This window comes from Tepidicella xavieri, assembly GCF_004363315.1.
In the GTDB taxonomy this organism is placed as follows: Bacteria; Pseudomonadota; Gammaproteobacteria; order Burkholderiales; family Burkholderiaceae_C; genus Tepidicella; species Tepidicella xavieri.
The window spans coordinates 1-20,744 of the sequence record NZ_SNYL01000003.1; the positions used below are offsets into that span (position 1 = coordinate 1).

Annotated in this window: 19 protein-coding genes; 15 read left to right on the top strand and 4 right to left on the bottom strand. The window is 65.1% G+C overall.

Annotation, left to right across the window (positions count from 1 at the left end; all coding sequences use genetic code 11):
- Nucleotides 1-222 precede the first annotated feature (222 nt).
- The 9 genes from DFR43_RS02895 to DFR43_RS02935 all read left to right on the top strand — a co-directional run bounded on the left by DFR43_RS02895 (nt 223) and on the right by DFR43_RS02935 (nt 10,230).
- Nucleotides 223-2,169 carry an AMP-dependent synthetase/ligase gene (locus DFR43_RS02895; protein ID WP_133595876.1) on the top strand — a complete coding sequence of 649 codons (1,947 nt, stop codon included), beginning with the start codon at nt 223-225 and terminating at the stop codon, nt 2,167-2,169.
- 30 nt (nt 2,170-2,199) lie between these two features.
- Nucleotides 2,200-2,985 carry an ABC transporter ATP-binding protein gene (locus tag DFR43_RS02900; protein WP_133595877.1) on the top strand — a complete coding sequence of 262 codons (786 nt, stop codon included), beginning with the start codon at nt 2,200-2,202 and terminating at the stop codon, nt 2,983-2,985.
- Nucleotides 2,986-2,998: 13 nt separating this feature from the next.
- Nucleotides 2,999-3,928, top strand: coding sequence for a branched-chain amino acid ABC transporter permease (locus DFR43_RS02905; RefSeq protein ID WP_133595878.1), 930 nt, complete (start codon nt 2,999-3,001; stop codon nt 3,926-3,928).
- Between the two features lie 13 nt (nt 3,929-3,941).
- Nucleotides 3,942-5,018, top strand: coding sequence for a branched-chain amino acid ABC transporter permease (locus tag DFR43_RS02910; RefSeq protein WP_133595879.1), 1,077 nt, complete (start codon nt 3,942-3,944; stop codon nt 5,016-5,018).
- A gap of 44 nt (nt 5,019-5,062) precedes the next feature.
- The gene (locus tag DFR43_RS02915; protein WP_133595880.1) at nt 5,063-6,403 is read left to right on the top strand and encodes an ABC transporter substrate-binding protein; all 1,341 of its coding nucleotides are present in this window, start codon (nt 5,063-5,065) and stop codon (nt 6,401-6,403) included.
- Between the two features lie 146 nt (nt 6,404-6,549).
- Nucleotides 6,550-7,359, top strand: coding sequence for an ABC transporter ATP-binding protein (locus tag DFR43_RS02920; RefSeq protein ID WP_133595881.1), 810 nt, complete (start codon nt 6,550-6,552; stop codon nt 7,357-7,359).
- A gap of 39 nt (nt 7,360-7,398) precedes the next feature.
- Nucleotides 7,399-8,676, top strand: a complete 1,278-nt coding sequence (locus tag DFR43_RS02925; protein WP_133595882.1) for a phenylacetate--CoA ligase family protein — start codon at nt 7,399-7,401, stop codon at nt 8,674-8,676.
- A 100-nt stretch (nt 8,677-8,776) separates the two neighbouring features.
- A complete protein-coding gene (locus DFR43_RS02930; RefSeq protein ID WP_133595883.1) occupies nt 8,777-9,760 on the top strand; it encodes a tripartite tricarboxylate transporter substrate-binding protein in 984 nt (327 codons plus the stop codon).
- 62 nt (nt 9,761-9,822) lie between these two features.
- Nucleotides 9,823-10,230, top strand: a complete 408-nt coding sequence (locus DFR43_RS02935; RefSeq protein ID WP_211338589.1) for a hypothetical protein — start codon at nt 9,823-9,825, stop codon at nt 10,228-10,230.
- Here the strand turns inward: DFR43_RS02935 and DFR43_RS02940 are convergent.
- Nucleotides 10,227-10,550 carry a DUF1840 domain-containing protein gene (locus DFR43_RS02940; RefSeq protein ID WP_133595884.1) on the bottom strand — a complete coding sequence of 108 codons (324 nt, stop codon included), beginning with the start codon at nt 10,548-10,550 and terminating at the stop codon, nt 10,227-10,229. The genes DFR43_RS02935 and DFR43_RS02940 overlap by 4 nt on opposite strands.
- 164 nt (nt 10,551-10,714) lie before the next feature.
- Between DFR43_RS02940 and DFR43_RS02945 the strand changes: the two genes are divergently transcribed.
- The 6 genes from DFR43_RS02945 to DFR43_RS02970 are packed head-to-tail and all read left to right on the top strand — an operon-like array spanning nt 10,715 to nt 17,737.
- The gene (locus tag DFR43_RS02945; protein ID WP_133595885.1) at nt 10,715-13,057 is read left to right on the top strand and encodes a bifunctional salicylyl-CoA 5-hydroxylase/oxidoreductase; all 2,343 of its coding nucleotides are present in this window, start codon (nt 10,715-10,717) and stop codon (nt 13,055-13,057) included.
- Between the two features lie 27 nt (nt 13,058-13,084).
- Nucleotides 13,085-13,549 carry a MarR family winged helix-turn-helix transcriptional regulator gene (locus DFR43_RS02950; RefSeq protein WP_133596110.1) on the top strand — a complete coding sequence of 155 codons (465 nt, stop codon included), beginning with the start codon at nt 13,085-13,087 and terminating at the stop codon, nt 13,547-13,549.
- Nucleotides 13,546-14,400 carry an enoyl-CoA hydratase family protein gene (locus tag DFR43_RS02955; RefSeq protein ID WP_133595886.1) on the top strand — a complete coding sequence of 285 codons (855 nt, stop codon included), beginning with the start codon at nt 13,546-13,548 and terminating at the stop codon, nt 14,398-14,400. The genes DFR43_RS02950 and DFR43_RS02955 overlap by 4 nt, the downstream gene beginning before the upstream one ends.
- 4 nt (nt 14,401-14,404) lie before the next feature.
- Entirely contained in the window at nt 14,405-15,619 is a 1,215-nt protein-coding gene (locus DFR43_RS02960; protein WP_133595887.1) for an acyl-CoA dehydrogenase family protein, read from the top strand.
- Between the two features lie 19 nt (nt 15,620-15,638).
- A complete protein-coding gene (locus DFR43_RS02965) occupies nt 15,639-17,297 on the top strand; it encodes an AMP-binding protein (protein ID WP_133595888.1) in 1,659 nt (552 codons plus the stop codon).
- A 20-nt stretch (nt 17,298-17,317) separates the two neighbouring features.
- Nucleotides 17,318-17,737: a RidA family protein gene (locus tag DFR43_RS02970; RefSeq protein WP_133595889.1), complete on the top strand. Its 420-nt coding sequence runs from the start codon at nt 17,318-17,320 to the stop codon at nt 17,735-17,737.
- Nucleotides 17,738-17,789: 52 nt separating this feature from the next.
- Here the strand turns inward: DFR43_RS02970 and DFR43_RS02975 are convergent, their stop codons facing one another.
- The 3 genes from DFR43_RS02975 to DFR43_RS02985 form a co-directional block, all read right to left on the bottom strand.
- The gene (locus DFR43_RS02975) at nt 17,790-18,656 is read right to left on the bottom strand and encodes a MinD/ParA family protein (RefSeq protein WP_133595890.1); all 867 of its coding nucleotides are present in this window, start codon (nt 18,654-18,656) and stop codon (nt 17,790-17,792) included.
- A gap of 18 nt (nt 18,657-18,674) precedes the next feature.
- On the bottom strand, nt 18,675-19,397 hold the full coding sequence (locus DFR43_RS02980) for a GGDEF domain-containing protein (RefSeq protein ID WP_133595891.1): 723 nt from the start codon (nt 19,395-19,397) through the stop codon (nt 18,675-18,677).
- A 118-nt stretch (nt 19,398-19,515) separates the two neighbouring features.
- On the bottom strand, nt 19,516-20,589 hold the full coding sequence (locus DFR43_RS02985; protein ID WP_133595892.1) for a homocysteine S-methyltransferase family protein: 1,074 nt from the start codon (nt 20,587-20,589) through the stop codon (nt 19,516-19,518).
- Nucleotides 20,590-20,744: the final 155 nt, after the last annotated feature.

The following is a 20,744-nucleotide window of genomic DNA, read 5'->3' on the forward strand; positions in this document are numbered from 1 at the left end:
CTCTCATCTTCGGTGTCTGGTGTCTGGTCGTCGTCGCCGTGGCTCACATGGTACCCGTACCAAGACCGGCCACAGGGGAGTTTTTCAACGGCCTGCTAGTGAGTAACAACCCTAGATTGTCAACGGAAGGACAACATAGCGTCAAACCTTACCCGTACAGTCCGCTACAGATCCGGTCAGGCCATGCCCCTGCGTGACCGCCCCGAAGCCACAGGAGACAACATGCGGACAACGTTCCCCCGGCTGCTGCTGGAGCATGCGGCCAAGCGGCCCCAAGCCGCTGCCATGCGTGAGAAGGAATACGGCATCTGGCAGACGACCACTTGGCAGCAGATGGCCGACCAGGTGCGCCATCTGGCCGGCGGCCTGCACCAACTGGGCCTGCAACGCGGCGAGCATCTGGTCGTCATTGGCGCCAACCGCCCGCGCCTGTATGCCACCATGCTCGCGGCACAGTCGCTCGGCGCGATCCCGGTGCCGCTGTACCAGGACGCGGTGGCCGCCGAATGCGTCTTCCCCATCAACAACGCCGAAGTCCGCTTTGCCGTGGTCGAAGACCAGGAGCAGGTGGACAAGATGCTGGAGATCCGCGAGCAATGCCCGCAACTGGCCCACATCCTGTTCGACGATCCGCGCGGCTTGCGCAACTATGACGAACCGGGGCTGGCCGGCCTGCGGGAAGTGATGGCCGCCGGCAAGGTGTTCAGCGACGAACACCCCGATTTCTTCCAGGAAGAAATCGACAAGGCCCAGCCCGACGACGTGGCCGCCATGTTCTTCACCTCGGGGACCACCGGCAACCCCAAGGGGGTGGTACACACCCACTACACCCTGCTCAACCGGGCCGAAGTGGGTGCCAAGTTCGACAAGCTGACCGAGAAGGAAGAAGTCCTGGCCTACCTGCCACCGGCCTGGATCGGGCAAAACATTTTCAGCTATGCCCAGTGGCTGGCTTGCGGCTACGTGGTCAACTGCCCCGAGTCGTCCAGCACGGTGATGATCGACCTCAAGGAAATCGGCCCGACCTACTACTTCGCGCCCCCTCGGATCTTCGAAGGCATGCTCACCAGCGTGATGATCCGCATGGAAGACGCGGGCTGGATCAAGCGCAAGATGTTCCACGCCTTCATGGACGTGGCGCGCCGCGTCGGCCCGCAGCTCATGGACGGCAAGTCGGTGGGCCTGGTGGACCGCCTGCTCTACGGCCTGGGCAATCTGCTGGTCTATGGGCCGCTGCGCAACAACCTGGGCTTTTCCCGGGTGCGGGTGGCCTACACCGCGGGGGAAGCAATCGGCCCCGATCTGTTCAGCTTCTACCGCTCCATCGGGATCAACCTCAAGCAACTCTACGGCTCCACCGAAACCGCCGTGTTCGTGTGCCTGCAACCCGACCACGAGGTGCGCGCCGACACGGTGGGCGTGCCTTGCGAGGGGGTGGAGATCAAGCTGGCCGACAACGGCGAAATCCTGGTCCGCTCGCCGGGCTTGCTCAAGGAATACTACAAAAACGAAAAGGCCACCCGCGAGGTGCTCGACGCCGAGGGCTGGTACCACACCAGCGACGCCGGCTTCATCGACGCCAGCGGCCACCTCAAGATCATCGACCGCGTCAAAGACGTCGGCCGCATCAAGGGCGGCGCCAACGACGGCGCCATGTTCGCCCCCAAGTATGTGGAGAACAAGCTCAAGTTCTTCTCGCACATCAAGGAAGCGGTGGCTTTCGGCGACGGGCGCGACCGCGTCTGCGTGATGATCAACATCGACTTCGACGCCGTGGGCAACTGGGCCGAGCGCCGCAACCTGCCCTACACCGGCTACACCGATCTGGCGGGCAAGCCCGAGGTCTATCAGCTCATCAAAGAGTGCGTCGAAAAGGTCAATGCCGACCTCTCGCGCGACGCCCTGCTGGCCGGCAGCCAGATCCACCGCTTCCTGGTGCTGCACAAGGAACTCGATGCCGATGACGGCGAACTGACGCGCACCAACAAAGTCCGCCGCGGCTTCATCGGCGACAAATACGCGGTGCTCGTCGATGCGCTGTACGAGGGCAAAACCGAGCAGTACATCGAGACCCAGGTGAAGTTCGAGGACGGACGCACCGGCAAGGTCAGCGCCACGCTCAAGCTGATGGACGCCAAGACTTTTGCCCCGGTCCAGAAAGCCGCCTGAGGCCGCACGCAACACCCCGGAAAGCAGACCATGGCACACAAGAAAGTGGGCGACGTCATCCTCGACGTCCAGAACATCAGCTTGAGCTTCGGCGGCGTCAAGGCGCTGACCGACATCTCCTTCAACGTCAAGGAGCACGAGATCCGCGCCATCATCGGTCCCAACGGGGCCGGCAAGAGCTCAATGCTCAACTGCATCAACGGCGTCTACAAGCCGCAGGAAGGCTCTATCACGTTCCGCGGCCAGACCTTCAAGCACATGAACAGCCGCCAGGTGGCCGAAATGGGCATTGCGCGCACCTTCCAGAACCTGGCGCTGTTCAAGGGCATGAGCGTGATCGACAACATCATGACCGGGCGCAACCTGCGCATCAAGAGCAACATCTTCCTGCAGGCGCTGCGCATCGGCCCTGCCGAGAAGGAAGAGGTGGCGCACCGGGAAAAGGTGGAGCACATCATCGACTTCCTGGAAATCCAGGCCTACCGCAAAACGCCCGTGGGCCAGTTGCCCTACGGTCTGCAAAAACGGGTGGACCTGGGGCGCGCCCTGGCCATGGAGCCGCAAATGCTGCTGCTCGACGAGCCCATGGCCGGCATGAACGTGGAGGAAAAGCAGGACATGTGCCGCTTCATCCTCGACGTCAATGACGAATTCGGCACCACCATCGTGCTCATCGAGCACGACATGGGCGTGGTGATGGACATCTCAGACCGCGTGGTGGTGCTGGACTACGGCAAAAAGATCGGCGACGGCACGCCCGATGAGGTGCGCAACAACGAAGACGTGATCCGCGCCTACCTGGGCACCAGCCACTGAGGAGCTAATCATCATGGGATTTTTCATTGAAGCGCTCATGGGCGGCCTGATGGCCGGCATGCTGTATTCGCTGGTGGCCCTGGGCTTCGTGCTCATCTTCAAGGCCTCTGGCGTGTTCAACTTCTCCCAGGGGGCGATGGTGCTGTTCGCCGCCCTGGCCATGGCCCGTTTCTCGGAATGGGTGCCGCAGTGGTTTGGCTTCGAAAGCAAGCTGCTGGCCAATGTGATCGCCTTCTTCCTCGCCACGGCCTGCATGCTGGCGTTCGCCTGGCTGGTGGAACGGCTGGTGCTGCGCCACCTGGTCAACCAGGAAGGCGTGACGCTGCTGATGGCCACATTGGGCATCACCTACTTCCTCGACGGCTTCGGGCAAACCGTCTTTGGCAGCTCGGTGTACGCGATCGACGTGGGCATGCCCAAGGAGCCGGTGTTCATTCTGGAGGAGGTGTTCGACGGCGGGCTGCTGATCAACAAGGAGGATCTCATTGCCGCCTTCGTGGCCGCCGTGCTCGTGGCGGCGCTGAGTCTGTTCTTCCAGAAAACCGGCACCGGCCGCGCCCTGCGCGCCGTGGCCGACGACCATCAAGCCGCCCAGTCCATCGGCATTCCGCTGGGCCGCATGTGGGTCATCGTCTGGTTCGTCGCCGGCATCACCGCCTTGGTGGCCGGGATCATCTGGGGCTCCAAGATCGGGGTGCAGTTCTCCCTCACCACCATCGCCCTGCGTGCGCTGCCGGTCATCATCCTCGGCGGCCTGACCTCGGTGCCCGGCGCCATCGTCGGCGGCCTCATCATCGGCGTGGGCGAAAAGCTCTCCGAGGTCTATCTGGGGCCCCTGGTCGGCGGCGGCATCGAAATCTGGTTCGCCTACGTCCTGGCGCTGGTGTTCCTGCTGTTCCGTCCGCAGGGCCTGTTCGGCGAGAAGATCATCGACCGCGTGTAAGGAACTCCCCACCATGATCTACCGTGAAAATGGCCAATTCAAGACCAGCTACCGGGAGGACCAGCAGATCTTCCCGATCGCGCAGGACCGCTGGTTCATCCTGGCGCTGGTGGCGTTTGCGTTCGTCGGCGTGCCACTACTGGCCGATGAATACTTCTTTCGTGCCATCCTGATTCCGTTTCTGATCCTGTCGCTGGCGGCCATCGGGGTCAACATCCTGGTCGGCTACTGCGGCCAGATCTCGCTCGGCTCGGGCGCGTTCATGGCGGTGGGCGCCTACATGGCCTACAACGCCTTCGTGCGCTTCGAGGGCATGCCGCTCATCGCCGCGCTGCTCATCGGCGGTCTGTGCGCCACGGTCGTGGGCATGTTCTTCGGCATCCCCAGCCTGCGCGTCAAGGGGCTGTACCTGGCCGTGGCGACGCTGGCGGCACAGTTCTTCTGCGACTGGGCCTTCCTGCGCATCGGCTGGTTCACCAACAACAACCCGTCGGGCTCGGTGTCGGTGTCCAACCTCAGTGTGCTCGGCTGGCGCATCGACACGCCGGTGGAGAAGTACCTGTTCTGCCTGGGCTTCGTCGTGGTCTTCGGCGTGCTGGCCAAAAACCTCGTGCGCTCCACCATCGGGCGTGAGTGGATGGCGATCCGCGACATGGACGTGGCCGCTGCGGTCATCGGCATCCGCCCGGTGTACGCCAAGCTGTCGGCGTTCGCGGTCAGCTCCTTCATCGTCGGCGTGGCCGGCGCGCTGTGGGGCTTCATCCACCTGGGTTCGTGGGAGCCGGCGGCCTTCTCGATCGACCGCTCGTTCCAGCTGCTGTTCATGGTCATCATCGGCGGCCTGGGCTCGATCATGGGCAGCTTCTTCGGGGCGGCCTTCATCGTCGTGCTGCCCATCTTCCTGAACCAGTTCCTGCCCTGGCTGGGCGGGTTGTTCGGGATTGACGTCTCGACCGCGGCGGTGTCCCATGCCGAATACATGATCTTCGGGGCGCTGATCGTGTGGTTTCTGATCGTCGAACCCCACGGTCTGGCCAAGTTGTGGAGCGTCGGCAAGCAAAAGCTGCGCATCTGGCCGTTCCCGCACTGATCATCGTTCCCCACCCGTGCTTCAACCAACCTAGGAGACAGACCATGAAGCTACGTCCCGTGATCCTCGCTGCCGCCGCAGCGACTGCCGCCCTGTCCAGCGCGCTGGTGGGCACACCGGCTCAGGCCCAGCAGGCCAAGGAGCAGTTCTTCCCGGTGCTGGTGTACCGCACCGGCGCCTACGCGCCCAACGGCGTGCCGTGGGCCAACGGCTTTATCGACTACCTCAAGCTCACCAATGCCCGCGGCGGCATCAACGGGGTCAAGATCTCGTTCGAAGAGTGCGAAACCGGCTACGCAACCGACCGCGGGGTCGAGTGCTACGAGCGCCTCAAGGGCAAGAACGGCGGCGCCGCGATGTTCCAGCCGCTGTCCACCGGCATCACCTTCGCGCTGACCGAAAAAGCCCCCGTGGACAAGATTCCGCTCATCACTGTCGGCTATGGCCGCAGCGAGTCGCAAGATGGCGGCGTCTTCAAGTGGAACTTCCCGCTCGCGGGCACCTACTGGGTGGCCGGCGACGTGATCATCCAGCACATCGCCAAGAAGGAAGGCGGCTTCGACAAGCTCAAGGGCAAAAAGATCGCCCTGGTCTATCACGACAGCCCGTTTGGCAAAGAGGCGATTCCCATTCTGCAGCAGCGTGCCACGATGCACGGCTACCAGCTGACGCTGCTGCCAGTGCCGCACCCCGGTGTGGAACAGAAGTCCACCTGGCTGCAGATCCGTCAACAGCGCCCCGACTACGTGATCAACTGGGGCTGGGGGGTGATGAACTCTACCCTGCTCAAGGAAGCGCAGGCGGTCGGCTACCCGCGCGACAAGATCTACGGGGTCTGGTGGGCCGGCGCCGAACCGGACGTCAAGGACATCGGCGAAGGCGCCAAGGGCTACAACGCCGTCACCATGCAGCACGGCGCCGAGCCCAACGCCCCCTTCATCAAGGAAATCCTCGAGAAGGTGCACGGCAAGGGCCAGGGTACGGGCCCCAAGGATGAGGTCGGCTCGGTTCTGTATGTGCGCGGGGCGATGAGCGCGATGCTCGCCGTCGAAGGCGTGCGTGCCGCGCAGGAGCGCTTCGGCAAGGGCAAGGTCATGACCGGCGAGCAGGTGCGCTGGGGCCTGGAAAACCTGAACCTGACGCAGGCCAAGCTCGATGCACTGGGCTTCAAGGGCGTGATGCGGCCGATTTCGACGAGCTGCCAGGACCACATGGGCGCGGCCTGGGCCCGCATCCACACCTGGAACGGCAGCAAGTGGGAGTTCACGAGCGACTGGTACCAGGCCGACGAGCAGATCCTCAAGCCGATGGTGCGCGCCGCGGCCGACAAGTACGCCGCCGAGAAGAAGATCCAGCGCCGCACGCCGCAGGATTGCCAGTCCTGATGGTCCGGGCAGGGGTCGGTCGGTCCATGCCGACCACCCCGCGGTGGGGGCAGGCGTTCCGCAGCCCCCGCCACCACCCGCCAGCGTCGGTCCGCGGCGCTGACGTGTGGTGCCTGCGCACCCAGCCACGTTACCGAGGTCACCCCATGACGACACCCACTCCCGTCCTCACCGTCAACGGCATCGAGGTCATCTACAACCACGTCATCCTCGTGCTCAAGGGCGTCTCGCTGCAGCTCGCCGAGGGCCAGATCGCCGCCATCCTGGGCGGCAACGGCGCCGGCAAGACCACCACCTTGCGCGCCATCTCCAACCTGCTCAAGGGCGAGCGCGGCGAAGTCACCAAGGGCTCGATCGAGCTGCGCGGCGAGCGCATCGAGAACCTCACGCCCGCCGACCTCGTCAAGCGCGGCGTGGTACAGGTGATGGAGGGGCGGCACTGCTTCGCCCACCTGACGATCGAGGAAAACCTGCTGACCGGCGCCTACACGCGCAAGGACAAGGGCGAGATCGCCGCCAACCTGGAGAAGGTCTACACCTACTTCCCGCGCCTCAAAACCCGCCGCACCAGCCAGGCCGCCTACACCTCCGGCGGCGAGCAGCAGATGTGCGCGATCGGCCGCGCCCTGATGGCCAACCCCAGCGTCGTGCTGCTGGACGAGCCGTCGATGGGCCTGGCGCCGCAGATCGTGGAGGAGGTGTTCGAGATCGTCAAGGACCTGAACCAGAAGGAGAAGGTCAGCTTCCTGATCGCCGAGCAGAACACCAACATGGCGCTGCGCTACGCCAACTACGGCTACATCATGGAGTCGGGCCGCATCGTCATGGACGGCGCCGCCGAGGACCTGCGCAACAACGAGGACGTCAAGGAATTTTACCTGGGCATGGGTGGCGCCGAGCGCAAGAGCTTCAAGGAAGTCAAGAGCTACAAGCGCCGCAAGCGCTGGCTGGCCTGAACAGCCCCACCCCCCGTCTTCTTATTGCCGAGCCCTGTCATGCCCGCCCATTTCGACACCCTCGAAACCCGATCGCCGGCCGAGCGCGAAGCCGCCCTCATGGCGGCCTTGCCGGCCCACATCCGCCACGCGCAAACGCACAGTGCCGCTTATGCGCAGCTGCTGGCCGGCATCGATCCGGACCGCATCCGCAGCCGGGCCGCACTGGCCACGCTGCCCGTCATTCGCAAGCACGAATTGCTGGAGCGCCAGCAGGCCAGCCGGCGCGCAGGCGCAGACCCTTTCGGGGGCTTTGCCGCCATTGGCTGGAAGGGCCTGCTCCGGGCTTCCGGAGCCCGACGGGTGTACCAGTCTCCGGGCCCGATCTACGAGCCCGAAGGGCAAGGCGCCAACTACTGGCGATCGGCCCGCGCCATGGTCGCCGCCGGCTTCGAGCCGGGCGAACTCATCCACAACAGCTTCAGCTACCACCTCACCCCAGGCGCCTGGATCATGGAAAGTGGCGCCCACGCCCTGGGCTGCACCGTCATCCCTGGCGGCGTGGGCAACACCGAGCAACAGCTCGCCGCCATCGAGGACTTGCGGCCCAGCGCCTACGCCGGCACACCGAGCTTCCTGCGCATCCTGGTCGAAAAGGCCGAGCAAGCGGGCCTTGCCCTCCCCATCCGCAAGGCGCTGGTCTCCGGCGAAGCCTGCCCGCCTTCGCTGCGCGACTGGTTCGGCCAACACGGAATCGTGGCCTACCAGTGTTACGCCACGGCCGACGCCGGGCTCATCGCCTATGAAACACCCGCGCGTGAAGGCTTGGTGTTGGGCGAACACGTGATCCTGGAAATCGTGCGACCCGGCACCGGCGACCCGGTGGCCGAGGGCGAAGTCGGCGAAGTGGTGGTCACCGTGCTCAACCCCGACTATCCCCTGGTGCGCTTCGGCACCGGAGACCTCTCCGCCATCCTGCCAGGCCCATGCCCCAGCGGCCGCACCAACACCCGCATCAAAGGCTGGATGGGCCGCGCCGACCAGACCACCAAAATCAAAGGCATGTTCGTCCACCCCTCTCAGGTGGCCGAGATCGTGCGCCGGCACCCCGAGGTGCTCAAGGCCCGCCTCGTCGTCACTGGGGAAATGGCCGACGACCGCATGGCGCTGCAGGTCGAGCTGCGGCAGCCTTGGCAGGGGGATGGTCAGGCGCTCGTGGGGGCGCTCGAAGACACGATGCGTGAAGTCACCAAGCTGCGTGGACACGCCGTGCTGGTGCAAGCCGGCAGCCTGCCCAACGATGGCAAGGTCATCGAAGACGCGCGGCGCTACGACTGACCCCCGGTTTTCCCTGATGCCGGACTACGTAGTTCCCGCGATGACAACCCCTTCCCCGGGCGGCTAACATGGGGCTTTCCGTTCGACCAAGGAAACACGCATGAAACCCTGGATGGCCCTCGCAGCCGCCGCCACCCTGGCGGTCAGCGCCCACGCCCAAGATTTCCCCACCAAGCCCATCACCTTCATCGTGCCGTTTACCGCTGGCGGCCCCACCGACACCGTGGCCCGGCAGCTCGCCGAAGCCATGCGCAAGCATCTGGGCAATGCCAACATCGTCGTGGAAAATGCCGCAGGCGCAGGCGGCACGATCGGTGCCACCCGCGCGGCCCGCGCCACCCCGGATGGCCACACCCTGCTGGTCTGGCACATCGGCATGGCATCCACCGCCGGCCTCTACCGCCGACTGCAGTTCAACGCGCTGGAAGATTTCGAATACCTGGGCATGATCAACGACGTGCCCATGACCCTGATTGGCAAGCCGCAACTGCCCGCGAACACCTACCGCGATTTCGAAAACTATATCCGCGCCAACAGCGGCAAGCTCAACCTGGCCCATGCCGGTCTGGGCTCCGCGTCGCACATCTGCGGCCTGATGTGGCAATCTGCCATCAAGGCAGGGCAAGCCATGACCACCATTCCCTTTGGCGGCACCGCGCCGGCCATGAACGCCCTCATTGGCGGCCAGGTGGACGTGATGTGCGACCAGACCACCAACACCACCAGCCAAATCGAGGCCGGTCGCGTCAAGGCATTTGCCGTCACCACCGCCAAACCCCTGTCTGACCACCCGGTGCTCAAGCACTATCCCTCGCTGCAGGAAATGGGGCTGAAGGATTTCAACCTGACCATCTGGCATGGCCTCTATGCCCCCAAAGGCACGCCCCCGGCCGTGACCAAGAAGCTCAACGACGCGCTGCGCGCCGCCCTCAAGGATCCGGACTTCATCCAGAAGCAAAAGGCGCTGAGCGCGATCGTCGTGACCGACAACCGCGTCACCCCCGAAGGCCACAAGGCATTCGTGGCTGACCAGATCGTCAAGCTCAAGGCGGCCATCGACGCTGCTGGCCAGTACGCCGACTGACCCGTGTCTCCCCTCGGATGGGCACCAAGCCCCTGCTCCCCAGCAGGGGCTTTTTGCGTCTCATGCAGTCACCACAGGTTCGTCTGCTCGATTCGGTGACCGAACTCACGCCGCACGATCAGGGCTGCTTGGCCGTGACCGGATCACACGGCGGCTTGAGTGCGGCGCGCTATGCTCTGGCCGTCAAACCACTGCTGACCGTCTTCAATGACGCGGGTGTCGGCAAAGAGCAGGCCGGCATCGCTGCGCTGGCGCGGCTGGAAGCGGCTCACCTGGCCGCCTGCACCGTTTCTCACGAATCGGCTTGCATCGGCCAGGCATACAGCACCTGGACCAGCGGCGTCGTCAGCCACAGCAACGCCATGGCACGAGCCCTGGGCATCTACCCGGGGATGTCGGTGCAGTCATGTGCAAAGCGGCTGAGGGCACTTGAGCCGCCTACCGATCCTTCCCCCGCCAGCCCCGGTTAAACGCCCCAGACCACCTCGGCATTCTCGCGCTGGCAATGCTTGAGCATCTCCAGAAACGGGGCCACCCGGGTGCGCAAGCTCACCCGCTCGGGGTCGGGCACGTATTCGCCCTTCTCGATGGCCTCCTGCTTGCGGCGCTCGTAATCGGCTTCCTCCTGCAGCACGGCCGCCTGAATCGCCTCGATGGCCGCAGGCATCTGCTCCACCAGCAGAATGCCCGGGCCGCTGGGATCTTTCCCCAGAATCTCCAACAACTGCTTGCCGTTCTGGTCCAGCATCACCACATCGCCAGTGGCCTTGGTCTTGAATCGATACACCATGTCGTTCTCCTTCAGACGCGGGCGAGGCCCCACTGCCATTTTGGCACCGCCGGTGCGCCCCGGTTCCCGCCACCCTCACGCGCTTTGATCCAGATCAGGGTATTCCCGCTCCCCGGCCCGCACCAGCGAGGGCACACTTTTGTTTAAACCTAAACAAAATGCCCATGAACATCCTCTGCATCGGTGGCGGCCCGGCCGGTCTGTATTTCGGGCTGTTGATGAAAAAACAGGACCCGACGCATCGGGTCGTGGTGGTGGAGCGCAACCGCCCTCACGACACCTTTGGCTGGGGGGTGGTGTTTTCCGATGCCACGCTGGACAATTTGCGTGCCGCCGATGCCCCCACGGCCCAGCAAATCGGGGACGCCTTCAATCACTGGGATGACATCGAGGTGTTCTTCAAGGGGCGGTCGGTTCGCTCCAGCGGCCACGGTTTTTGTGGCATTGGGCGCAAGCACCTGCTCAATATCCTGCAGGCTCGCTGCCGCGAGCTCGGGGTGGAACTGGTGTTCGAAACCGAGGTCACCGATGATCAGGCGCTGGCGATGCAATACGGCGCCGACCTCGTCATCGCCAGCGATGGTCTCAACAGCCGCACCCGCACCCGTTACGCCAGCACCTACCAACCCGACATCGACACGCGCCAATGCCGTTTCGTGTGGCTGGGCACGCACCAAACGTTCGATGCCTTTACCTTTGCGTTCGAGCAGACCGAGCACGGCTGGTTTCAGGCCCATGCCTACCAATTCGACGCCCACACCTCCACCTTTATTGTCGAGACGCCGGAATCGGTCTGGAAAGCCCACGGACTGGACCAGATGAGCCAGGAGGACGGCATCGCTTTTTGCGAACACCTGTTTGCCCGCCATCTCGACGGACACCGACTGATCAGCAACGCCGCGCATTTGCGAGGCTCGGCCATCTGGATCCGTTTCCCGCGCGTCATCTGCAAAACCTGGGTGCACTGGCAGGATCTGCCCGATGGCCGGCGAGTCCCCATCGTGCTCATGGGCGACGCGGCACACACGGCCCATTTCTCGATCGGCAGCGGCACCAAACTGGCCCTCGAAGATGCCATCGACCTGTGCGAGACCTTTGCTAAAGGCGGCTCCCTGGCTGATGTGCTTCAGGGTTATGAAGCCCGTCGCAGCGTGGAGGTGCTCAAAATCCAGAACGCTGCCCGCAACTCCACCGAGTGGTTTGAAAACGTCAACCGCTACACCGGCATGGAGATCGAACAGTTCGCCTACTCCCTGCTCACCCGCAGCCAGCGCATCAGCCACGAGAACCTGCGCCTGCGCGACACCACCTGGCTGGAAGGGTATGAACGCTGGCTGGCCGAACGCGTTGGCGTCCCCAACCCGCCTCAGCCCGTTCCTCCGATGCTGCTGCCACTGCAAGTGCGTGGCCTGCGCCTGAAAAACCGCATCGTGGTCTCTCCCATGGCCCAGTACAAAGCCATCGACGGCACCGTGGGCGATTACCACCTCGTTCACCTCGGCGCCCGCGCCATGGGAGGCGCCGCATTGGTCATGGTCGAGATGACCAGCCCCACGCCCGAAGGCCGCATCACCCTGGGTTGCCCGGGATTATGGAACGACACACAAGTCGACGCCCTGCGCCGCATCGTGGACTTCGTGCACGGTGAAACGTCGGCCGCCATCGGCCTGCAGCTGGGGCACAGCGGCCCCAAAGGCTCCACCCAGCGCGGCTGGGAAGCGATGGATGAGCCCCTGCCCAGCCCCAGCGGGCAGCCCGACGCCCCCCCCAACTGGCCCTTGCTGGCGGCCAGCGCCATCCCCTACGGCCCGCAAAACCAGATACCCCGCGCCATGACCCGCGCCGACATGGACGCCCTGACCGCCGCATTCGTCGCTGCCACCCAGCGCGCTGCCGCCGCCGGCTTCGACTGGCTGGAGCTGCATTGCGCGCACGGCTACCTGCTGTCGAGCTTCATCTGCCCGCTGACCAACCAACGCACTGACGATTACGGCGGCTCACTGGACAATCGCTGCCGCTACCCGCTGGAGGTGTTCCAGGCCATGCGGGCCGTCTGGCCGGCCGATCGGCCCATGAGCGTGCGCATCTCTGCCCACGACTGGGCCCCGGGCGGCAACACACCGGACGATGCGGTGGCTATCGCACGCCTGTTCAAGGCCGCGGGCTGCGACCTGATCGACGTCTCATCGGGCCAGACCACGCGCGTCGCCCGTCCCGTCTATGGCCGCATGTACCAAACGCCCTTTGCCGACCGCATCCGCAACGAAGCCGGCATCCTCACCATGGCCGTGGGTGCCATCACCGAAGCCGACCACGCCAACAGCATCATCGGCGCCGGCCGGGCCGACCTCTGCGCCATCGCCCGTCCGCACCTGGCCAACCCCGCCTGGACGCTGCATGAAGCCGCCAAGCTCCAAAGCCACGCCATCGAATGGCCCCTGCCTTATCTGAGCGGACGCGATCAGCTCTACCGCGAAATCGCCCGCCAGAAAGCCCAGCCTGTCTGATCGTCTATGACCGAAGAAGCCGCCGTCCTGGATCTCGAAGCCCGCCTGCACAGCGAGCACCCCGAAGCCCTGCGCCTGTGGTTGCGCCTGCTCACCTGCACCCAGTTGATCGAAAAGCGCATCCGCAGCGGGCTGCGTGAGCGGTTTGGCACCACCCTGCCCCGCTTCGACCTCATGGCCCAGCTCGAACGCCACCCCGAAGGGCTCAAGATGAAAGAGCTCTCGGCACGGCTCATGGTCACTGGCGGCAATGTCACCGGCATCACCGACCAGCTCGTGGCCGAAGGCTTGGTCGAACGGGTGGAGGTGGAAGAGGACCGCCGGGCGTTTCGCGTCCGCCTCACGCCAGCCGGTCATGCCGCCTTTGCCGACATGGCCCAGGTGCACGAAGCCTGGATCGTCGAAGCCTTTTCCGCCCTGAGCGATCGCGACATGACCCAGCTCTATCGGCTGCTCGGCAAAGTCAAAGCCCAACAAACCACCACCCCATGAAGCACCCCATCCCCGATCACAACCCCATGCGCGCGCAGTTTCGCGCTCAGGCCACACAGGCGCCGCAACACTTTCTCTGCCAGATCGAGGCCGGCATCGCCACCGTCACCCTCAACCGCCCCGAGCGCAAGAACCCCCTGACCTTCGACTCCTACGGCGAACTGCGCGACTGGTTCCGCGCCCTGCCCTATGCCACCGACGTCCGCGCCGTGGTGCTGCGCGGCGCCGGCGACAACTTCTGCTCGGGCGGCGATGTGCACGAAATCATCGGCCCCTTGACCCGCATGACCATGCCCGAACTGCTGGCCTTCACGCGCATGACCGGCGATGTGGTCAAGGCCATGCGCGCCTGCCCACAGCCCATCGTTGCCGCCATCGACGGGGTCTGCGCGGGCGCCGGCGCCATGCTCGCGCTGGCCAGCGACCTGCGGCTGGGCACTCCCCGCAGCAAGACCGCGTTCCTGTTCACCCGGGTGGGGCTGGCCGGGGCCGACATGGGGGCCTGCGCCCTGCTGCCCCGCGTCATTGGCCAAGGCCGCGCCAGCGAGCTGCTGTTCACCGGGCGCGCCATGACCGCTCAGGAAGGCTTGTCCTGGGGCTTCTTCAACGACCTGCACGACCCCGACGCGCTGCCGCAAGCCGCGCATGCATTGGCCGCCGAATTGGCCAGCGGCCCGACGTTTGCCCACGGCATGACCAAAACCATGCTGCATCAGGAATGGAACATGGGCCTCGATCAAGCGATCGAGGCCGAAGCCCAAGCCCAAGCCATCTGCATGCAAACGCAGGACTTCCGCCGCGCGTTCGAGGCGTTTGCCGCCAAGCAACGGCCCATCTTCGAAGGAGACTGAACCCATGGTGGCCTTCGAAAACCCGCACCCTCACCCGCCGGCCCCCCCGCATCCGTCGCTCGACCACCTCGGGCTGCCGTTTTTCGATGACGCCCACCGACAACTGGCCCCGACACTGGCCGCCTGGTCCGCCGAACAGACCGTGGACGAAAGCGATGACCGCGCCGCCTGCCGGGAATGGGTACGGCGGCTCGGCACCGCTGGCTGGCTGCGATACTGCGTCCCGGCGACTCACGGCGGTGCCCTGCCCCGGCTGGACTCTCGCGCCTTGGTGCTGCTTCGCGAAACCCTGGCCTTTCACTCACCGCTGGCCGATTTCGCTTTCGCCATGCAAGGCCTCGGCTCGGGTGCCATCACCCTCGCTGGCACTCCCGCCCAGCAGGCGGCCCACCTGCCCGCCGTCGCGCGCGGCGAGCAGATCGCCGCCTTTGCCCTGAGCGAACCCGACGCCGGCTCCGACGTGGCGGCCCTGCGCACCCGTGCCCAGGCCGTGCCTGGCGGTTGGCAGCTCGACGGCACCAAAACCTGGATCAGCAATGGCGGCCTGGCCGACTTCTACGTTACCTTCGCCAAAACCGATCCGGAAGCCGGCGCACGCGGCATCAGCGCCTTCATCGTTCCCGCCGGCCAGCCCGGGCTCGACAGCAGCGCCCACATCGCCCTGATGGCGCCTCACCCCTTGGCCACGCTGCGCTTGAGCACCTGCCACCTGCCTGACACCGCCCTGCTCGGGCCGCTGCATGGGGGCTTCAAACTGGCCATGCAGACGCTGGACATCTTCCGCGCCTCGGTCGCCGCAGCCGCCCTGGGCATGGCTCGGCGGGCGCTGGCCGAAGCCGTCCGCTACGCCCGGCAGCGACGCATGTTCGGGCAGACCCTGGCCGACTTTCAACTCACCCAGGTCCGTTTGGGCGAAATGAGCGCCCTCATCGAATCGGCCGCTCTCCTCACCTACCGCGCCGCCTGGATGCGAGACAGCGCCCCGCCCGACCAGCCACTGCCCCGTGCTTACACCGCAGCGGCGGCCATGGCCAAGATGACCGCCACCGAAAACGCCCAGCGCGTCATTGACATGGCCTTGCAAATGCACGGCGGCCAAGGCGTGCGCATCGGACAAAAAGTGGAGAGCCTGTATCGCGACATCCGTGCGTTGCGCATCTACGAAGGCGCCACCGAAGTCCAACTCCTCATCCTCGGCAAGGCCGTTCTCAATTCCTGAAAGCCCTTTGGAGGACCCCATGTCCGTCGCCCCCGCCCGCAGCGCCCAGACCGACCGCTACGTGCACGACCGCCTGCCTCCCCTGGACCAGTGGCCGCAGCTCGTGTACGACCTGCCCGAGTTGCAATTCCCGCCCCAACTCAACCTCGTGCAGCGCCTGCTCGACGATGCCGTCGCCCACAAAGGCTGGGGCAATCACCCATTGCTGCGCAGCGACGAACGCACCCTCACCTACCAACAAACCCTGGACGCCGTCGATCGCCTCGCCCATGTATTGACCCGACATTACGGCCTGCAGCCCGGCAATCGCGTGCTGCTGCGTGGCGGCAACTCCGTCTCCCTGGCCATTGCCTGGCTGGCCGTCGTCAAAGCTGGCCTCATCGCCGTGGCCACCATGCCGCTGCTGCGGGCCAAAGAGCTCGGCGACATTATCGTCAAGGCCAAGCCCAGCCTGGCCCTGTGCGACGCCCGCCTGCTGGGCGATCTCGACCGCGCCATCGCCGAAGGCCCACACCCCCTGCGCGTGGCGGCCTTCCACACCGGTGTCGCCCATGCCGCCGGCCATGACGATCTCGACGTCCTCCTGAGCCGCGGCGAAACCACCCCCTTTCCCGCCTGCCCCACCGCAGCCACCGACATCGCCTTGCTGGCCTTCACCTCTGGCACCACCGGCCAACCCAAAGCCGCCGTGCACACCCACCTCGACGTCCTGGCCGCCTGCGAAACCTGGCCCCGCCACGTGCTCCAACTGCGCAGCGCCGACATCGTGGCGGGCTCCCCGCCGCTGGCCTTCACCTTCGGCCTCGGCGGCCTGCTCATCTTCACCCTGTGGGCCGGGGCTTCCGTCTACTTTCCCAGCGTGCCCTACACCCCCGAAGTCATGGTTCAGACCATGGCCCGGGTGGGTGTGACCGTCTGCTACACCGCCCCCACCTTTTATCGCCAGATGGCCCCCTTTGCCAAGCAGCACGGCCTGCCCAGCCTGCGGCTGAGCGTCAGCGCCGGCGAAGGGTTGCCCGATGCCACGCGCCTGCTCTGGAAAGACGCCACCGGCATCGAAATGATCGACGGCATCGGCGCCACCGAGATGTTCCACATCTTCATCTCCTCAGCCGGCGCTGACGTGCGACGTGGCGCCATTGGCAAGGTCGTCCCCGGCTATCAGGCCAAAGTCGTCGATGAATCCGGGCAGGAGGTGCCTCGCGGCACCATCGGCAAACTTGCCGTCATCGGGCCCACCGGCTGCCGCTATATGGACGATCCCCGCCAAACCCAGTACGTCCGCCGGGGCTGGAATTACCCCGGCGACGCCTTCATGCAGGACGAAGACGGCTACTTTTTCTATCAGACCCGCACCGACGACATGATCATCACCGCCGGCTATAACGTCGGCGGCCCCGAAGTCGAAGACACCCTGCTCAAACACCCGGCCGTGGCCGAGTGTGGGGTCGTGGGCAAACCCGACCCCGAACGCGGCATGATCATCAAAGCCTACTGCGTCTTGCGCCCCGGCCATGTCGGCGACGCGGCCCTCGTCAAAGCCCTGCAGGATCACGTCAAGCACACCCTCGCCCCGTACAAGTACCCGCGCGAAATCGAATTCCTCGCCGCGCTGCCACGCACCGAAACCGGCAAACTCCAACGCTACGTGCTGCGCCAACGCGCGGCCAGCACTTGAACCATCACCCAGGTCGAACCATGCCCCATTTGCGCCCCCTCCAGCCTCCAGGCTGGCTCCCCCCCAAAGGCTATGCCAACGGCATCGCCGCCCGCATCGACCCCGGCAGCCAACTCATCTTCACGGGCGGCCAAATCGGCTGGAATGCGGAGCAACGCTTCGAATCCGACGACTTCATCGCACAGTGCCGCCAGACCTTGCTCAACGTCCGCGCCGTGCTCGAAGCGGCTGGCGCCGGCCCCGAACACATGTGCCGCATGAACTGGTACATCATCGACCGCGACGAATACCACCGCCGCTTGCGTGAGCTCGGCACCGTCTATCGCGAAGTGATGGGCAAGCACTACCCGGCCATGGCCTGTCTGGAAGTCAGCGCTCTCATGGAGGCGCGGGCCCGGGTCGAAATCGAGGTCACCGCCATCGTCCCTGCGGCCTCCTGATCGCCCGCCTGAAGCCGCGCGATGCCCATCACGAGTCCGGCACGCCGGCAGCTCAGGCGTGTTCGTCTGGGCGAATCACCGTTTCCACCAGCCGGCCGGCAATCTGCGTCACCGCCATCCCGGCCGGGGAGCCTGGGGTTTGCGTCAGCAGCAGCTGGCGCCGCATCACCGCCTCCTTCACCGCCGGATCGACAGGAATGTCGCCGACATGAATCAGGCGAATCGCCGGTATGTCCTGCCCGGCCGGGCTTTTCTGCACCGAACCCACGAAACGGTTGAGCACTGTCTGCAACTGCGTGGTGATCGCCTTGCCATCCCCGGGGCGAGCGGCCTGATTGACCAGGATGCGGACCCGCTGGCGCCGCTGCTGCGTCGCCAGCACCTTGATCGTGGCATACGCATCGGTCAAGGACGTGGGCTCCGGCGTGGCCACGAGCAAAATCTCGCTGGCCAACGAGAGGGCAAACAGCACCACGTCCGATATGCCGGCCCCGGTGTCCAGCAACACCACGTCATAGCGCGGCACCACCTCGGTCATCAGCGCCAGAAAGTCCTGCCGCACCTCCGGCGTCAGACGCGAGTACTCCACCATCCCCGAGCCTGCCAGAATCACCGAAAAGCCGCCCGGCGCCTTCAGAATCGCGTCATCCAGCGTCGCCTTGCCCGTAAACACATCGTGCAGCGTCAACTTGGGGTACAGGTTGAGCACCACATCCAAATTGGCCAGACCCAGATCGGCATCGAGCACCAGCACCTTGAGCCCGCGCCGGGTGAGGGCCGCAGCCAAATTGGCCGACACGAAAGTCTTGCCGACGCCGCCTTTGCCACTGGTCACGGCAATCACCTTGCCTTTGAGCGGCCGCAACAACACCGCCTCCTCAGCGGAGCCGGTCACGGGTTCAGAACGCTCAACGGTCATCGGTCCAGTCCTTGCACATCACGCATGGTCGCGCTTGTCCATCATAAGGGAGTCCGCCGGCCCCCAGCCCAGCAACAGTCCTTTTTCCTCGGCGCTCACCTCCGCCGCCTGCACCGCCTCCAGGCAGACGCGGTTACGCCCTTCGCGCTTGGCGCGGTACAACTGCCGGTCCGCGCGCTCCAGCCAGTCCGACACCATGCCGCGGATCCAGGGCGTTGCCAAGGCGCCACCGCAGCTCACCGTGACCGCCAGCGTCTGGCCAGGCGCCCATGCCACCGGCGTCTCGGCCACGGCCCGGCGCACCCGCTCGGCCACCACCGGCGCATACGACGGTGAGCAATTCGGGCACGCAATGCAAAACTCCTCGCCACCGATACGCGCCACGGTGTCCATCGGCCGCACGCAACGCTGCAGCGTTTGCGCCACCATTCGAATCACTTCGTCCCCGACCGCATGGCCATGCGTGTCATTGACCCGCTTGAAGTGGTCGATGTCCACCGCCAGCAGCAGCGCATATTCGCCCCCCCGGGCCACCCGATCCAGTTCCTGCTCCAGCGTCCACAGAAACGAGCGCCGGTTCAGCAGGCCCGTGAGCGAGTCGGTCGATGACAACTCGCACAGCCCATCCAACAACGCCTGGATATACGCTTCCTGCGTCACGCCTTCACGATCAGGAACGGCGTAGCCCGCCCGCTGCAGCAGGCTCAGCACGGCATCCAGTCGCAGGCGCTCAAGGTTCATGGTGTGCAAGGGCCGGCTCGTCCCCGATCCCGGTGATCATCGGCAGTCGGTGCAGTATAAGCCCCGCAAGGACCCCGACCATGCAGGGCAAACCCATGAACAAGGCGCTCAAATCGCCTCAAACGTAACGCTCAAACGCCCCACGCCGCGGCGCAGCGCCTGCCACTGCCGACCCGATCGCTGCGATGTGGTCTGGCGTCGTGCCACAACAGCCGCCCACGATATTCACCAACCCTTCGGCCGCAAACTCATGCAGGAGCCTGGACGTGTCCGCAGGCGTCTCGTCAAACCCTGTTTCGCTCATCGGGTTGGGCAGGCCCGCATTCGGATAACAAGAAATGAACGTCCCTTGCGCCAAACGAGCCAACTCCTGGATATAAGGCTTCATCAGAGCCGCCCCGAGCGCGCAATTGAGCCCCACCGCCAATGGCCGCGCATGCCGCACGCTGGCCCAAAACGCCCCCACCGTTTGGCCACTCAGAATGCGGCCCGACGCATCCGTCACCGTGCCACTGATGATCACCGGCAAACGCTGTCCCGATCGCTCGAAATACGCCTCGATGGCAAACAGGGCAGCCTTGGCATTCAACGTATCGAAAATGGTCTCCGCGAGCAGCAGATCCACCCCGCCCTCCACCAAGGCTTCGACCTGCTCGCCATACGCTTGCGCCAAGGCGTCAAACGTGATGTTACGGGCGCCCGGGTCGTTCACGTCGGGGCTGATGCTCGCCGTCTTGGGCGTGGGTCCCAAAGCCCCAGCGGCAAAACGCGGTTTGTCGGGCGTGGTGTATCGGTCGCACGCCTGCCGGGCCAAACGCGCCGAGGCCAGGTTCATTTCACGAACCCACTCGGCCATCCCGTAATCCTCCTGCGCCACCGAAGTCGCCCCAAAGGTGTTGGTTTCAATGATGTCGGCGCCCGCCGCCAAATAGCCCTCGTGAATCCCAAGAATCACATCCGGGCGCGACAAACTGAGCAACTCATTGTTGCCTTTCACTTCGCCAGGCAGGGCTTGAAGGCGCTCACGCAACGGCTCCGGCAGCCCCTGCGCGCCTTCACCCCGGTATTGCGCCTCCCCCAGCCTGAAGCGCTGGATCATGGTCCCCATCGCCCCATCCAGAATCATGATGCGTCGCGCCAAAATCGAGGGCAGGCTTTGCGCACGGGTATAGGAGAAATGGGCTTGGTTCATGGCGTGAAAACAAAAACGAAAACCCCGAACCCGCTACAAACGGGTCCGGGGTTCCGGGGCATAACAGCCTGACGATGACCTACTTTCACACGGGAGACCGCACTATCATCGGCGCGAAGTCGTTTCACTGTCCTGTTCGGGATGGGAAGGAGTGG

What these genes read in the sequence shown, in the direction of transcription:
- DFR43_RS02895 (WP_133595876.1), top strand. Translation starts at nt 223, where the DNA reads ATGCGGACAACGTTCCCCCGGCTGCTGCTGGAGCATGCGGCCAAGCGG.
- DFR43_RS02900 (WP_133595877.1), top strand. Translation starts at nt 2,200, where the DNA reads ATGGCACACAAGAAAGTGGGCGACGTCATCCTCGACGTCCAGAACATC.
- DFR43_RS02905 (WP_133595878.1), top strand. Translation starts at nt 2,999, where the DNA reads ATGGGATTTTTCATTGAAGCGCTCATGGGCGGCCTGATGGCCGGCATG.
- DFR43_RS02910 (WP_133595879.1), top strand. Translation starts at nt 3,942, where the DNA reads ATGATCTACCGTGAAAATGGCCAATTCAAGACCAGCTACCGGGAGGAC.
- DFR43_RS02915 (WP_133595880.1), top strand. Translation starts at nt 5,063, where the DNA reads ATGAAGCTACGTCCCGTGATCCTCGCTGCCGCCGCAGCGACTGCCGCC.
- DFR43_RS02920 (WP_133595881.1), top strand. Translation starts at nt 6,550, where the DNA reads ATGACGACACCCACTCCCGTCCTCACCGTCAACGGCATCGAGGTCATC.
- DFR43_RS02925 (WP_133595882.1), top strand. Translation starts at nt 7,399, where the DNA reads ATGCCCGCCCATTTCGACACCCTCGAAACCCGATCGCCGGCCGAGCGC.
- DFR43_RS02930 (WP_133595883.1), top strand. Translation starts at nt 8,777, where the DNA reads ATGAAACCCTGGATGGCCCTCGCAGCCGCCGCCACCCTGGCGGTCAGC.
- DFR43_RS02935 (WP_211338589.1), top strand. Translation starts at nt 9,823, where the DNA reads ATGCAGTCACCACAGGTTCGTCTGCTCGATTCGGTGACCGAACTCACG.
- DFR43_RS02940 (WP_133595884.1), bottom strand. Translation starts at nt 10,550, where the DNA reads ATGGTGTATCGATTCAAGACCAAGGCCACTGGCGATGTGGTGATGCTG.
- DFR43_RS02945 (WP_133595885.1), top strand. Translation starts at nt 10,715, where the DNA reads ATGAACATCCTCTGCATCGGTGGCGGCCCGGCCGGTCTGTATTTCGGG.
- DFR43_RS02955 (WP_133595886.1), top strand. Translation starts at nt 13,546, where the DNA reads ATGAAGCACCCCATCCCCGATCACAACCCCATGCGCGCGCAGTTTCGC.
- DFR43_RS02960 (WP_133595887.1), top strand. Translation starts at nt 14,405, where the DNA reads ATGGTGGCCTTCGAAAACCCGCACCCTCACCCGCCGGCCCCCCCGCAT.
- DFR43_RS02965 (WP_133595888.1), top strand. Translation starts at nt 15,639, where the DNA reads ATGTCCGTCGCCCCCGCCCGCAGCGCCCAGACCGACCGCTACGTGCAC.
- DFR43_RS02970 (WP_133595889.1), top strand. Translation starts at nt 17,318, where the DNA reads ATGCCCCATTTGCGCCCCCTCCAGCCTCCAGGCTGGCTCCCCCCCAAA.
- DFR43_RS02975 (WP_133595890.1), bottom strand. Translation starts at nt 18,656, where the DNA reads ATGACCGTTGAGCGTTCTGAACCCGTGACCGGCTCCGCTGAGGAGGCG.
- DFR43_RS02980 (WP_133595891.1), bottom strand. Translation starts at nt 19,397, where the DNA reads ATGAACCTTGAGCGCCTGCGACTGGATGCCGTGCTGAGCCTGCTGCAG.
- DFR43_RS02985 (WP_133595892.1), bottom strand. Translation starts at nt 20,589, where the DNA reads ATGAACCAAGCCCATTTCTCCTATACCCGTGCGCAAAGCCTGCCCTCG.